The sequence below is a fragment of the Streptomyces sp. NPDC038200 genome (genome assembly GCF_055600785.1).
Genome location: NZ_JBVJYH010000011.1, coordinates 38,957 through 52,934 on the forward strand (window position 1 = coordinate 38,957; position 13,978 = coordinate 52,934).

The 13,978-nt window shown below is 73.3% G+C and carries 12 protein-coding genes; 11 read left to right on the forward strand and 1 reads right to left on the reverse strand.

What is annotated here, in order from left to right:
• Positions 1–425 precede the first annotated feature (425 nt).
• Positions 426–926, forward strand: a complete 501-nt coding sequence (locus ACZ7KF_RS22760) for a hypothetical protein (protein ID WP_471077897.1) — start codon at positions 426–428, stop codon at positions 924–926.
• 44 nt (positions 927–970) lie between these two features.
• Here the strand turns inward: ACZ7KF_RS22760 and ACZ7KF_RS22765 are convergent, their stop codons facing one another.
• Entirely contained in the window at positions 971–2,134 is a 1,164-nt protein-coding gene (locus ACZ7KF_RS22765; RefSeq protein ID WP_471077900.1) for a pyridoxal phosphate-dependent aminotransferase, read from the reverse strand.
• A gap of 1,158 nt (positions 2,135–3,292) precedes the next feature.
• Here ACZ7KF_RS22765 and ACZ7KF_RS22770 point away from each other — a divergent pair.
• The 10 genes from ACZ7KF_RS22770 (at position 3,293) to kynU (ending at position 13,629) form a co-directional block, all read left to right on the forward strand.
• The gene (locus ACZ7KF_RS22770) at positions 3,293–3,835 is read left to right on the forward strand and encodes a DUF2617 family protein (RefSeq protein ID WP_471077903.1); all 543 of its coding nucleotides are present in this window, start codon (positions 3,293–3,295) and stop codon (positions 3,833–3,835) included.
• Between the two features lie 79 nt (positions 3,836–3,914).
• Entirely contained in the window at positions 3,915–5,549 is a 1,635-nt protein-coding gene (locus ACZ7KF_RS22775) for a polyamine aminopropyltransferase (RefSeq protein WP_471077906.1), read from the forward strand.
• A 219-nt stretch (positions 5,550–5,768) separates the two neighbouring features.
• A complete protein-coding gene (locus ACZ7KF_RS22780; RefSeq protein WP_471077909.1) occupies positions 5,769–6,629 on the forward strand; it encodes an SRPBCC family protein in 861 nt (286 codons plus the stop codon).
• Positions 6,630–6,811: 182 nt separating this feature from the next.
• Complete coding sequence (locus ACZ7KF_RS22785; protein WP_471077912.1) at positions 6,812–7,600, forward strand: aldose epimerase family protein; 789 nt, start codon at positions 6,812–6,814, stop codon at positions 7,598–7,600.
• Positions 7,601–7,610: 10 nt separating this feature from the next.
• Positions 7,611–8,159, forward strand: coding sequence for an orotate phosphoribosyltransferase (pyrE, locus tag ACZ7KF_RS22790; RefSeq protein ID WP_471077915.1), 549 nt, complete (start codon positions 7,611–7,613; stop codon positions 8,157–8,159).
• A gap of 143 nt (positions 8,160–8,302) precedes the next feature.
• Positions 8,303–9,325, forward strand: coding sequence for a class II fructose-bisphosphate aldolase (gene fbaA / locus ACZ7KF_RS22795; RefSeq protein ID WP_471077918.1), 1,023 nt, complete (start codon positions 8,303–8,305; stop codon positions 9,323–9,325).
• Positions 9,326–9,389: 64 nt separating this feature from the next.
• Positions 9,390–10,856 carry an MFS transporter gene (locus ACZ7KF_RS22800; RefSeq protein ID WP_471077920.1) on the forward strand — a complete coding sequence of 489 codons (1,467 nt, stop codon included), beginning with the start codon at positions 9,390–9,392 and terminating at the stop codon, positions 10,854–10,856.
• Between the two features lie 155 nt (positions 10,857–11,011).
• Complete coding sequence (locus tag ACZ7KF_RS22805; RefSeq protein ID WP_471077923.1) at positions 11,012–11,425, forward strand: DUF3151 domain-containing protein; 414 nt, start codon at positions 11,012–11,014, stop codon at positions 11,423–11,425.
• A gap of 151 nt (positions 11,426–11,576) precedes the next feature.
• Positions 11,577–12,425, forward strand: a complete 849-nt coding sequence (locus ACZ7KF_RS22810) for a tryptophan 2,3-dioxygenase family protein (protein WP_471077926.1) — start codon at positions 11,577–11,579, stop codon at positions 12,423–12,425.
• Positions 12,418–13,629 carry a kynureninase gene (kynU, locus tag ACZ7KF_RS22815; protein WP_471077929.1) on the forward strand — a complete coding sequence of 404 codons (1,212 nt, stop codon included), beginning with the start codon at positions 12,418–12,420 and terminating at the stop codon, positions 13,627–13,629. Before ACZ7KF_RS22810 ends, kynU begins: the two co-directional genes overlap by 8 nt.
• Positions 13,630–13,978: the final 349 nt, after the last annotated feature.

A 13,978-nucleotide genomic window follows, 5' to 3' on the forward strand; every position in this document is an offset into this window, starting at 1 on the left:
CGGCCCCCGGACCCCGCTCACGCACCCCTTCCGCCGGTCCCGCCCGTTCTTCTCACGAGAACCCGGTCGGCGGCTCATGACGCGTGCGGCGCTCCCCGGCGATCCCCGGGGCGCGAGTTGAGTACGCGTACTCAGGACCTCCCGAAGCCGCGTCGTTAGCCTCAACTGCCGCAGAACACGATGCGTTGGCGTGCACGCCGCATCGCCGTCACGAGCAGGGGGAGGGAAGCGCCGATGGCGTGGGACGAGTGGGAACAGCTCGAAGCGGGTGCGGCTCAGCGGGCGCGAGATTCGTACAGCCTTGGGGGACCCCCGAGGTGATGACACCGCGTAACCCGGCGAGGAAGCGGCACCGACGGGCGTCCGTGGGCCTTGGCGCCGCCGCGGTCGCTGTCTCCCTCCTCGCGGCAGGGTGCTCCAAGACGGTGCATCACACCGGACACTCACCCTCCTCCGGCTCGCGGACGGCCTCCGGGCACCCCACGCTGGACGTGGACAAGGCCCGTGAACAGGCGAAGGCCGTCTCCAGCGCGATCGACGAGATGATCGACATGCCCACGGCCAAGGTCACGGAACCGGGTCCCTACATCGCGACGTGTGCCGAGGACCCCGAGCATCTCTACAAGACCGCTCATCCCTGGTCGGTCTACGGCGTCTCCGAGGACGCGCTGAAGGCGGGCTTCCGACGGCTGCGGGAGGAACTGCCGAGGAAGGGGTGGGAGATCGTCGCATACGGCCCCGACCACAGCAAGGCCAAGTCACTCGCGCTCACCGCGAACTCGCAGAAGGACCGCTTCTCGGTGCACGCCGTGCTCATGGTGTCCACGCCGACCCATCCGCACGAGAAGGATCCGCTGCTCTCGGTCGACGTGGTCTCCGGCTGCTGGCGCGCCCCCGAGGGCACGGATCTCCACACCCAGTACTGACCACGAAGCCCCGTGACGCCGAACGCCAGGCCGGGGACCGGACATCAGCCCAGGCGCCGCAGCCGACCGGCCGCTTCCTGGAGTACGTCGTCCCTCTTGCAGAAGGTGAACCGGACCTGACTGCGGCCGGCGTCCGGGTCGTCGTAGAACACGGAGTTGGGGATGGCGACGACACCGCAGCGTTCGGGCAGTGCTCGGCAGAAGGCGTAGGCGTCCTTCTCGCCGAAGGGGGTGGTGTCGGTGGTGATGAAGTACGTGCCCTGGGGCTCGTAGACCTCGAACCCGGCCGCGCGCAGGCCGTTGCCGAGCAGGTCGCGCTTGCGGCGGAGATCGGCGCGGAGGTCGCCGAAATAGGAGTCCGGCAGGCGCAGCGCCTCGGCGATGGCGTACTGGAAGGGACCCGAGCTGACGTAGGTGAGGTACTGCTTGGCCGTCCGGACGGCGGAGACGAGCGGGCCGTTCGCCGTGACCCAGCCGACCTTCCATCCGGTGAAGGAGAAGGTCTTGCCCGCCGAGCTGATCGTGACCGTGCGCTCGCGCATACCGGGCAGGGCCGCGAGGGGGCGATGAGCGCCCTCGTAGACGAGGTGCTCGTACACCTCGTCGGTGACGACGAGCAGGTCGTGCTCGACCGCGAGCGCGGCGATGGCGTTCTGCTCCTCGGCGGTGAGGACCATCCCGGTCGGGTTGTGCGGGGTGTTGAGGAGAAGGAGGCGCGTGCGCGGATTGATCTTGGCGCGCAGCTCGTCCAGGTCCGGGCGGAAGGACGGGGCGCGCAGAGTGAGCGGTACGCGCTTCGCGCCGGCCATCGCGATGCAGGCGGCGTAGGAGTCGTAGAAGGGCTCGAACGCGATGACCTCGTCGCCCGGCTCCAGAAGCGCCAGCATGGTGGCGGCGATCGCCTCGGTCGCGCCGGCGGTGACCAGGACCTCGGTGTCGGGGTCGAAGGGGAGGCCGTAGAAGCGCTGTTGGTGGTCGGAGATCGCGGCGCGCAGTTCCGGGACACCGGGGCCGGGCGGGTACTGGTTTCCCTTGCCGTCCCGCAGGGCGCGGACGGCGGCCTCCCTGATCTCCTCGGGGCCGTCGGTGTCGGGGAAGCCCTGCCCCAGGTTGATCGCGCCCGTCGCGGCCGCCAGCGCCGACATCTCGGCGAAGATCGTCGTCCCGAGTCCGTCCAGCCTTCGGTTCAGCAGTGGCCTGGTGTTCATGTCTCCACCGTTCTCACTCGGGTACCGGTCGATGCTCCGGGGACCATCCTGACTCATGGCCGGCCGTGACCTCGCGTGGTGCGGGAACCGCAGGGGGCGAGAGGGGACGGGCTCTTCGCCGGGCTCCGCCGCGTGCTCCGGGAGGACGCCGGCCCCTGCCCGGGATGCCGCGAAGGAGCGCGGCCTCCGGGTCGTACGGTGTCGCGCTCGAGGAGAGCGGCTGCGCCGTCCGGGAAGAGCCCGGCCCGCGGCCGGCCCGGCAGGCTCCCGACGGCCGGAGTTTTTCCTGTCTGCGCAGGTCAGGGGCCAGTTTCGGTGACGCACCCTCAGAAGTTCCTCAACTCTGCTTTGGGGCTTCGCCGGGCCGGGCATCCCCCCGGCACCGCGCGAGACGCGGAACCAAGGCGAGGCGCCCACGGGGGGCCGCTTCGGGGGAACGGAAGGAGGGTGACGCCATGAGTGACACCGCGATCGAAGGCATCATCCTGGCGTTGGCCGTGGTCGTGATCGCAGGGTGGAGTGGGGCCCGGCGCAACCGGAACGCCCGGCTGTCGCTCAGCAAGGGCGGCAGCAGGCGGAACCGGTCGTACCGCTCGTCGTCCTCGTCGTCCTCGTCGTCCTCGTCGTCCGCGGCTTCCGCGGGCGACGGAGGCGCGAGCTGGTGGGTCGGCGGGGGCGACTCGGGCTCGTCGGGCGGCCACGGCGGCGGCCACGGCGGGGGGCACCACGGGGGCCACTCCTGCGGGGGGCACTCCTGCGGCGGGGGATCGTCCTGCGGCGGGGGTTCGTCGTGCGGCGGCGGGGGCGGATGCGGGGGAGGCAGCTGACACGGGGCAGCTGAGCTTCCGGAACAGGGGGAACCGCATCCGGGCCGCGCACGGCCCAGCGCCCGTCGGAGACCACATCCGGCGGGCGCTCGGCGCGACCGGGCCCGCGCCCGGCGCACGCCGTAGTTGAACAGTTGAGCTGTGTAGCCCTCTGAGGGATGGAAACCCCACGAAGTTGGGTAAAAACCCTGTTGCGGTGCCACTGTTCATGATTCCCTCTACTTCGCCAACGCAGCCCCCTCGGACGTCCTGACGACTCCCCACCCCGGCCGGGCCGGCTGGGCTGACATGGCCGATCTCCCCCTCGTTTGCGTGTTAGCGGAGCCGATCCATGCTCACGACCCTGAACACCTCCTACACCGATACGCGCGCTGCCGATCTCGCCTGGGCCCTGGGGCGCGAGCCGCTGCCCGCGCTGGCCACCCTCGATCTCGCGCTCGCCGGCGCGAAGCTGCAGTTACGGCTGCTCGGCGCGTCCCACCAGGTGCTCCTGGAGGAGGAGCGCGGCAACTGTTCGGAGACGGTCGCGTGCATCCCCGGCTCCAGCACCCCGCTGCCGCTGGGCGTCGCCAAGCGGGTCGGCGACTGGGAGTACGAGTTCGCCGCCCGCGTGGAGGCGCTCACCCCCGGTTCGTTCGCGGGCCGCGCCCAGGAACTGCTCGCGCTGGTCTCCGACCATCCGCACGGCCTCGCCGGTGTCTTCCCCGGCAGCCCGCACGCCTTCACCGCGATGCTGGCCCAGCGGCACGAGGGCCAGGTGCACTGGCGCACCTGGCACGCCTATCCGCAGGACGGCCAGCTGGTGGCCACCCGGACCCGGGTCGGCGTGCGGGCACGGGTGGCACAGCCGGCCGATCCCCCCACCGCGACATAAACCCGCTCAACGTCAACTGCCCCCAGATCCACACGTGTGGGTGACGAAGCGTGCCGAGTGCGTGACGTAACGTCGCATCGTGATCGAATCGCACGCCCCCGCGCCCCCGGGGGCTCCGCCCTCCTGGACAGGCCCCGCCCGGCTGCCCGTCCGGCCCGGCACCGGGCGGTTCCTGGTCCTGGTGTGCGTCTTCGTCTGCGCGGCCTGCGGACTCGTGTACGAACTCGAACTGGTCGCGTTCGCCTCGTACTTGATCGGGGACTCGGTCACCCAGGCTTCGGTGGTGCTGTCCGTGATGGTGTTCGCGATGGGCATCGGCTCCCTCGGCGCCAAGCGGCTGCGCTGGCACGCGGCGGCCGGTTTCGGCGCGGTCGAGTCCGCCCTCGCGCTGATCGGCGGATGCAGCGCCATGGCCCTGTACGCCGTGTTCGCCTGGACCGCCGGCTGGGGCGGGATGTGGACCGACGGGCCGCGCTGCCTGCTGGTCGCCTTCTCCCTCGCCATCGGCCTGCTCATCGGCGCCGAGGTCCCGCTGCTGATGGAGCTGATCCAGCGCATCCGCCGGCAGGACGCGGGCGGCGCGGTGGCCGACCTGTTCGCCGCGGACTACGTGGGCGCCCTGGTCGGCGGCCTCGCCTTTCCCTTCCTCCTCCTGCCGTTCCTGGGCCAGTTGACCGGCGCGCTGCTGACCGGCACGGTCAACGTGGTCGCGGGCGGCGCCCTGGTCCTCGGCCTCTTCCGCCGCGACCTCACCCGACGGGCCCGCTGGACCCTCCTGCTCACCGGTCTCGCCGTCCTCGCCGTCCTCGCCTCCGCCGCCGCCCTCGCCGGCGACTTCGAACGGGCCGCCCGGCACGCCGTCTACGGCACGGACGTACGGGTGGCCGTGCAGACCGACGTCCAGGAGGTCGTCCTGGCCGGCGGCACCCGCGGCCGGCCCCTCGACCTCTTCCTCGACGGCCGTCTCCGCGTCGGCGGCCGGGACGACCGCCGCTACCACGAGGCCCTGGTCGCCCCGGCCCTGACCGGACCGCACGCGCGCGTCCTGATCCTCGGCGGCGGCGACGGCCTGGCCGCCCGCGAGGTGCTGCGGCACCGCGGGGTGCGCCGTGTCGACGTCGTCGAACTCGATCCCGGGCTGGTCCGGCTGGCCCGCCGCGACCCCGGCCTGTCCGCCGCCAACGAGCACGCCCTCGCCGACCCGCGGGTCCGCGTCGGCACCGCCGACGCGCTGGCCTGGCTGCGTCGGGAGCCAGGCCGGCGGTACGACGTGGTGATCGCCGACCTCCCCGACCCCGGCATCACCGCCAGCACCAAGCTGTACTCCCAGGAGTTCTACGGCCTGACCCGCCGGGTCCTCGCCCCGGGCGGTCGCCTGGTGGTGCACGCCGGCCCCGTCACCACCCGCCCCCGCGCCTTCTGGACCGTCGCGGCGACCCTGCGCGCGGCGGGCCTGGCCGTCTCGCCCTACCGGGTGCTCGGCCACGACTCCGGCTTCGCGACCGGCCCCGACCGCTCGGCCGGCGCCCCTCGCGCCCCGCACGACTGGGGCTTCCTGCTGGCGGCCCCGGCCCGCACCCCGCCGCCCCTGCGGCTGGGCCCCGACCGCCCGCGCACCCTCACCCAGCCCGAGCTGACGGTGGACGGCGCGGCGGCGCGGCGCACCCGGATCGGGGGGCTGCCGCCGTCGACGCTGGTGCATCCGCGGTACTGAGGGTTCCGCCGACCGTTCCGAGCGCGACGGCGGAGCCTGCGGGGCGAGCGTTCCGGCCCGAGTCTCCCGGCCGAGTCGCGTGGGCGGGCCTCTCGGCCGAGGCGGGTGGGCGGGCCTCTCGGCCGAGGCGGGTGGCCGGGCGGGCAAACGGGGGTCCGGGGGTGGAGCCCTCCGCACGGCAGGGTGAGTATCGGCCGCGACTGGGTAGGCTCCCGCACCATGGAGCACCAGGTCTTCGTCCCGGCCCCCGCCGACAGGCTCGCCGCGGCACTGGCCGACCAGTCCCGCGTCGCCCGAGCCGTCCCCGGCCTGCAACAGGACGCCGGTGCCGCACCCGTCACCGGCCGGCTGAAGCTGCGCGTCGGCGGACACTCCGTCACCTATCGGGGAACGGCCCGGGTGACCCCCCACGAGGACGGCACCTTCGCCGTCGACGCCGAAGCCACCGAGGCCCGCGGCACCGGCACCGTCCGGCTCGCCCTCACCCTGCGCCTCACGGACACCGACGGCGGCTGCACCGTCACCGCCGAGGGCACGGCGGACACGTCCGGCCGGATCACGGAACTGCCGGCGGAGGCGGTGACCGCGACCGCGACCAGGCTGCTGCACCGATTTCTGGAGAGCCTGGCGGCAGGAGGCGGCGAGCGGGCCGGGGAAGAACGGGAGACCGGGCGCCCGCAGCCCCCGGCCACCGGAGCCGACCGCACCGGGCCCGCCCACGCCTCCGTCTTCGACACCGAGGTCCCCCCGCCCTCCCTGGACCCGGACGCGGACGACGACAGCGCCGACACCGGCGGCACCGGCACCGGGGCCGCCGCGGGCGCCGAGCACGCCGAACGGTTCTCCGGGGACTTCGCCGACACCGGCGAACCACCCGCCGAGGCCGCGCACGCACGCCGCACGATGATCGGCCGCAGCGCCGAGGAGGTCGACCACGCCCCGCCGCGCGGCCGTTACGCCCCCGTGCCGGCCCCCCAGACCGTCGTCGGGAGCCCGGCCCTGCGCTGGGCGGCCCCGGCGGCGGCCCTGGCCGTGGCGTCGGCGATCGTCGTCGGCAGGGCACTGCGCAAACGCCGCTGAGCGGAGGCGGCCCCCGGAGGCCCGGGGGCGGTGGCCGAAACACGGCACCACCGGGGACGCGACCGGCCCCACCCGCCCGGACGCGGGGCGGTGGCCGAAACACGGCACCACCGCGGACCCGACCGGCCCCACGCGCCCCGCGGGCGCCCACGGCCGCACCCGTACCCCAGTAGTGTCGTCCCGTGAGCAACGAAGACATCACGCTGACAGCAGGCGACGCCGAGGTGCGCGTCAGCCCCGGCAACGGCGGCCGGATCAGCGGCCTCAAGGTCGGCTCCCTCGAACTGCTGCGGCAGGGGCCGCGCTTCGGCTGCTTCCCGATGGTGCCCTGGTGCGGCAGGATCCGGGACGGCCGCTTCCTGGACGGCGGCACCGTCCGCCAGATGCCGCTCAACTCCCCGCCGCACGCCATCCACGGCACCGCACGCGACGGCGCCTGGCGCACCGCGCGCGTCACGGCGGACGAGGCGGTGATCACGTGCGAGCTGACCGACCCCTGGCCGCACCCCGGCCGGGTCACCCAGAGCGTCACGCTCGCCGAGGACGGCCTGACGCTGACGATGGCCGTGGAGGCGTACGACGACTCCTTCCCGGCGCAGCTCGGCTGGCACCCGTGGTTCCACCGCACCCTCGACGGCGCCGACGTCCGGCTGGACTTCGAGGCCGCCTGGCAGGAGGAGCGCGGCGCCGACCATCTGCCCACCGGCAACCGCATCGACCCGCTGCCCGGCCCCTGGGACGACTGCTTCGGCATGCCCGGCGGGGTCGACGTCACCCTCACCTGGCCCGGACGGCTGGAGCTGAAGGTGGCGAGCCGCGAGGAGTGGGTGGTGGTCTACGACGAGCAGGACGAGGCCGTCTGCGTCGAACCGCAGACCGGCCCGCCCAACGGCCTGAACACCTCGCCGCGCCTGGTCACCCCGCTCGAACCGCTGGAGGCGACGACCACCTGGAGCTGGCGGCGCCCTTAAGCTGACTGCCATGACGGACGTACGCGGCGCGCTGCTGCAGCAGATCAAGGACAAGGCCGTGGTGCACGGCAAGGTGACCCTGTCGTCGGGCAAGGAAGCCGACTACTACATCGACCTCCGCCGGATCACGCTGGACGGCGAGGCCGCCCCGCTGGTCGGTCAGGTCATGCTCGACCTGGTCGCCGAGCTGGACTTCGAGGCCGTCGGCGGTCTGACCCTGGGCGCCGACCCGGTGGCCACGGCGATGCTGCACGCGTCCGCCGCGCGCGGGAAGGTCCTCGACGCGTTCGTCGTCCGCAAGCAGGGCAAGGCGCACGGCCTGCAGCGCCGTATCGAGGGCGCCGAGGTCAAGGGCCGCCGCGTGCTGGCCGTCGAGGACACCTCCACCACCGGCGGTTCCGTGCTGACCGCCGTGGAGGCGCTGCGCGAGGCCGGCGCGGAGGTCGTCGCCGTCGCCACGATCGTCGACCGGGACACGGGCGCGGCCGAGGCGATCGCCGAGCAGGCGGGGGTGCCGTACCTCTTCGCCTTCTCGAAGGATGAACTGGGTCTGGACTGACACGCCTCTTTGACCTGGACTTGGCGGGGGCGTGGACCAGCGCCCCATGTCTGGAAAGATGGGGACGACGATGACGTCACCCCCAAGGTCTAGGTCAGGGCCGTAACGCAGCACGTCAACCCGCACACTCAAGGAGCGGACACATGCCCATCGCAACCCCCGAGGTCTACAACGAGATGCTCGACCGGGCGAAGGCAGGCAAGTTCGCCTACCCGGCCATCAACGTCACCTCGAGCCAGACCCTGAACGCGGCCCTGCGCGGCTTCGCGGAGGCGGAGAGCGACGGCATCGTCCAGATCTCGACCGGCGGTGCCGAGTTCCTCGGCGGCCAGTACAGCAAGGACATGGTGACCGGCGCGGTCGCGCTCGCCGAGTACGCGCACATCATCGCCGAGAAGTACCCGGTCAACATCGCCCTGCACACCGACCACTGCCCGAAGGACAAGCTCGACGGGTACGTGCGTCCGCTGCTCGCGCTCTCCAAGAAGCGCGTCGAGGCGGGTCTCGGCCCGCTGTTCCAGTCCCACATGTGGGACGGTTCGGCCGAGACCCTCGCCGACAACCTGGAGATCGCGAAGGAGCTGCTGGAGCAGGCCCGCGCCGCGAAGATCATCCTCGAGGTCGAGATCACCCCGACCGGCGGCGAGGAGGACGGTGTCTCCCACGAGATCAACGACGAGCTGTACACCACCGTCGACGACGCGATCCGCACCGCCGAGGCCCTGGGCCTGGGCGAGAAGGGCCGCTACCTGCTGGCCGCCTCCTTCGGCAACGTGCACGGCGTGTACAAGCCGGGCAACGTCGTCCTCCGCCCGGAGCTGCTGAAGCAGCTGAGCGACGGTGTCGCCGCCAAGTTCGGCAAGGCCTCCCCGTTCGACTTCGTCTTCCACGGCGGCTCCGGCTCCACAGAGCAGGAGATCCAGACCGCGCTGGAGAACGGCGTGGTGAAGATGAACCTGGACACCGACACCCAGTACGCGTTCACCCGCCCGGTCGCCGGTCACATGTTCGCCAACTACGACGGCGTCCTGAAGGTCGACGGCGAGGTCGGCAACAAGAAGGCCTACGACCCGCGCACCTGGGGCAAGCTGGCCGAGGCGAGCATGGCCGAGCGTGTCGTGCAGGCCACGCAGAACCTGCGCTCGGCGGGCAACAAGATCAAGTAAGGGGTTCGTCCCCACGGGGCCCGGCGGCTGTCCATGCCGTCGGGCCCGCTGTATACCTGGGGGCATGCCCGACGTCCGGCTGGCCTCGTCCCAGGGCAGGTGGATCCTGCTCACCACGGTCCTCGGCTCCAGCATGGCCATGCTGGACTCCACGGTGGTCAACGTCGCCCTGCCGCGCATCGGCCGCGACCTGGACGCGAGCCTGTCCGCCCTCCAGTGGACGGTCAACGCGTACATGGTGACGCTGGCCGGCCTGATCCTGCTGGGCGGCTCGCTCGGCGACCGCTACGGCCGCCGGAAGGTGTTCGTCGTCGGGGTGGTCTGGTTCGCCACCGCCTCCCTGTTCTGCGGCCTGGCCCCCACCTCCGGCGTCCTCGTCGCCGCCCGGGCCCTCCAGGGCGTCGGCGGCGCCCTCCTCACCCCCGGTTCGCTCGCCCTGATCCAGGCGTCCTTCCACCCCGACGACCGCAGCCGGGCAGTCGGCCTGTGGTCCGGCTTCGGCGGGATCGGCGCCGCCGTCGGCCCGTTCCTCGGCGGCTGGCTGGTGTCCGGTCCCGGCTGGCGCTGGGTGTTCCTGCTGAACGTGCCGCTGGCGCTGCTGTGCGTGCCGGTGGCGCTCCGGCACGTGCCGGAGTCCGCCGACGACCGCGCCCACGGCCGTTTCGACGTCCTCGGCGCCGCCCTGGGCGCCCTGGCCCTCGCCCTCCTGACGTACGCGCTCATCGAGGCCCGGTCCGGCGCCGTGGCGGTGACGGTGAGCGCGGTGGCGGGCCTCGCGGCGGCGGTGGGCTTCGTGCACGTCGAGAGGCACCGCGCCGACCCCATGCTCCCGCCCGGCATCTTCGCCTCGCGCCAGTTCACGGCGGTCAACCTGGTCACCCTGTGCGTGTACGCGGCCTTCGGCGGTTTCTTCTTCCTCACCGCGCTCCAGCTCCAGGTGGTGGCGGGCTACTCGCCCCTCGCGGCCGGTACGGCCCTGCTGCCCACCACGGCCCTGATGCTGCTGTTCTCCTCCCGCTCGGGCGCCCTGGCGGACCGTACGGGCCCGCGGCTGCCGCTGACCGTGGGCCCGCTGCTCTGTGCGGCGGCGATGCTGCTCATGCTGCGGGTGGGGGAGGACGCGGACTACGTCAGCGACGTCCTTCCGGCCGTCCTCGTGATGGGCGCCGGCATGGTCGTCCTGGTCGCCCCCCTGACCGCCACGGTCCTCGCCTCCGTCGACACCGCCCGGGCGGGCCTGGCCAGCGGCATCAACAACGCGGCGGCCCGCGCGGCGGGCCTGGTGGCGGTGGCGGCCCTGCCCCTGCTGGCGGGGATGGGCCCCGAGGCCTACCGCTCGCCCACGGCCTTCGACGCGGCCTTCGACCGGGCCATGCCGATCTGCGCGGGCGTCCTCGTGGCCGGCGCGGCCCTGGCCTTCACCCTGGTGCGCCGGCCGGCCCCGGGCTGTCTGCGCCCCGAGTGCAGACAGCACGGCTGCGTGACGGCTCCGCCGCTGGAGGCGGGACGCTCCGGCCGCGAACCGGCGTGACCCCGAACCGGCGTGACCTTGAACAGCGTGACCGCGATCCGGCGTGACCGCGATCCGGCGTGACGGCGGGGTGCGGACGTGCGGGCGTGCCGGTGCCCCGCCCGTGCCCCGCCCACCCCGCGCCGCCCGCCATGCCCATGCGCGAGACTGAACCCATGACGATTCACGAGAACCTCCTCGGCGGCCCGCCCCCCACCCACCTCCCCGACGAGCCGGAGCCGCGCCGGCTGCTGGCCGAGGGCACCGCGCCGGCGGACGTCGCCGCCCAGTACCCCACCTCCTCGCTCGCCTGGGCCCAGCTGGCCGACGATGCGTTCGAGCGGGACTCGGTCGTGGAGTCGTACGCCTACGCCCGGACGGGCTACCACCGCGGCCTGGACGCCCTGCGCCGCAACGGCTGGAAGGGCCACGGCCCGGTGCCCTGGGAGCACGAGCCGAACCGCGGCTTCCTGCGCGCCCTGCACGCCCTCGCCCGCGCCGCCCAGGCGATCGGCGAGCAGGAGGAGTACGAGCGCTGCTCGCAGTTCCTGAAGGACTCCTCGCCGACGGCGGCCCAGACCCTCGGCTGACCCGCACGGGAGTCACGGATGTGGCCCGTCTGGCAGCAGGCGGGCCTTGCCGTACCCGGGGGGAATGCGGAGGATGCGGGGTGGGGACCGGGGCCCCCGTGCCGGCATCGGCAGGGGCGGACCGCTACCCGGAGTAACACAGGAGACAGCGATGTCCCAACAGGCTCACCCCCCTTACGAGGCCGCTGAGCCCGAGACCCCGAACCTGGATTTCGCGGGGACGACGCCGTACGAGGACTACGTCAGGGCGGACGTCCTCACCCATCTCCAGCACACCCTCTCCGACGACCCCGGAGAGATGGTCTTCCTGGTGACCACCCAGGTCATGGAGCTGTGGTTCACGGTGATCGTGCACGAGTGGGAGACGGCCGCCCGGGCGCTCCGCTCGGACGACGTGCCGACCGCGATCGCCGCGCTGAAGCGCTCCGTGCGTGAGCTGGAGGCGCTGAACGCCTCCTGGAAGCCGCTCGGCCAGCTGACTCCGGCCCAGTTCAACTCGTACCGCTCCGCCCTCGGCGAGGGCTCCGGATTCCAGTCCGCGATGTACCGCCGCCTGGAGTTCCTGCTCGGCGAGAAGTCCGCGTCCATGCTGGTACCGCACCGCGGCGCCCCGCGCGCCCACGCGGAACTGGAGAAGGCGCTGCACGAGCCGAGCCTCTACGACGAGGTGGTACGGCTCCTCGCACGCCGCGGCCACGCCGTCCCCGCCTCCGTGCTGCGCCGGGACGTCACGCAGCGGTACGAGCACTCGGAGGCCGTCGAGGCGGCCTGGACGGAGATCTACTCCGGCGACCAGAACGCCGAACTCGCCCGCCTCGGCGAGGCGTTGAGCGACGTGGCCGAGCTGGTGTGGCGCTGGCGCAACGACCACCTGGTCGCCACCCGGCGCGCGATGGGCGCCAAGACCGGCACGGGCGGTTCCGCCGGGGTGGCCTGGCTGGAGAAGCGCGCCCGCAAGAACGTCTTCCCGGAGCTGTGGACGGCGAGGTCGCATGTCTGAGCTGCTGCTGCGCGCCGAGAAACTGGACGCGGCCGACGAACTGGCGCACCTGCGGGAGCGCTTCGTCCTCGACCCGGTGTCCGACCGGACCGGTGACACGGCGGGGGTCTACCTGGACGGCAATTCCCTGGGCGCCCTCCCCGCGAACGTCGCCGACCGGGTGGCGGATGTCGTCCGCCGCCAGTGGGGCGAGCTGCGCATCCGCTCCTGGGAGGAGAGCGGCTGGTGGACGGCGCCCGAGCGGATCGGCGACCGGATCGCCCCGCTGGTCGGCGCGGCGCCCGGCCAGATCGTCGTCGGCGACTCGACGAGCGTCAACGTCTTCAAGGCACTCGTGGCGGCGGTCCGCATGGCGGGCGACGGCCGGGACGAACTCCTGGTGGACGCGACGACCTTCCCCACGGACGGCTACATCGCCGAGTCGGCGGCCCGGCTGACCGGGCGCACCCTGCGCGCGGTCACCCCGGCCGAGGTGCCGGACGCGCTGAGCGACCGCACGGCCGCGGTGCTGCTCAACCACGTCGACTACCGCACCGGCCGGCTGCACGACCTCCCGGCGCTCACCGCCGCGATCCACGCCCGCGGCGCCCTCGCGGTCTGGGACCTCTGCCACAGCGCGGGCGCCCTGCCGGTGGGTCTGGACGAGCACGGCGTGGACCTGGCGGTCGGCTGCACCTACAAGTACCTCAACGGCGGCCCGGGTTCGCCGGCGTACCTGTACGTGCGCGCGGAGTGGCAGGACCGCTTCGACTCGCCGCTGCCCGGCTGGAACTCGCACGCCGAGCCGTTCGGCATGAGTCCGTCCTACGCCCCGGCACCGGGCGCCCTGCGCGGCCGGGTCGGCACGCCGGACATCCTCTCCCTGCTGGCCCTGGAAGCCGCCCTCGACGTCTGGGACGGGGTGTCCGTCGAGGCGGTCCGCGCCAAGTCCCTCGCGCTGACGGACTTCTTCCTGGAGTGCGTCGGGGCGTACACCGAGCCGGGCCGGGTGGAGTGCGTGACCCCCGAGCGGCACGAGGAGCGGGGCAGCCAGATCGCCCTGCGCTGCCCGGACGCGGGCGAGGTGATGAAGCGGCTCATCGCCCGGGGCGTGGTGGGCGACTTCCGTCACCCCGACGTCCTCCGCTTCGGTTTCACCCCGCTCTACGTGGGCTTCCGGGACGTGGAACGGGCGGCCCGGGTACTGCGGGACGAGCTGGCCTAGCACCGGTGCGGGGTCCGCTCACCCGGACCCCGCACCGAGCAGCCCTCCCGCCCCCCGCCCACGCCCCTCCCGCCCGCCGCCCGCGCCCTGGCGCGGCCCTCCCATGACCATCTCGCGGCGCCCGGATGCCCTTTCGCGGCGCTCAAGCGGCCTCTCGCCGCCCCTCCCGAACCCTTTCGCGGCCCCTCCCGGGCCCTCCCGCGGCCCCCGGAACCGATTTCCCTCACCGTGCGTGACAACCCCGTGTCCCCGCACGTCACCGGCCTGATACCGTCCCCGCCAACGGCCGACCCGCCACCTGGTCAGCCAACTCCCCCGGGGCCGAAGGCCTGAGGTACCCCCATCATCG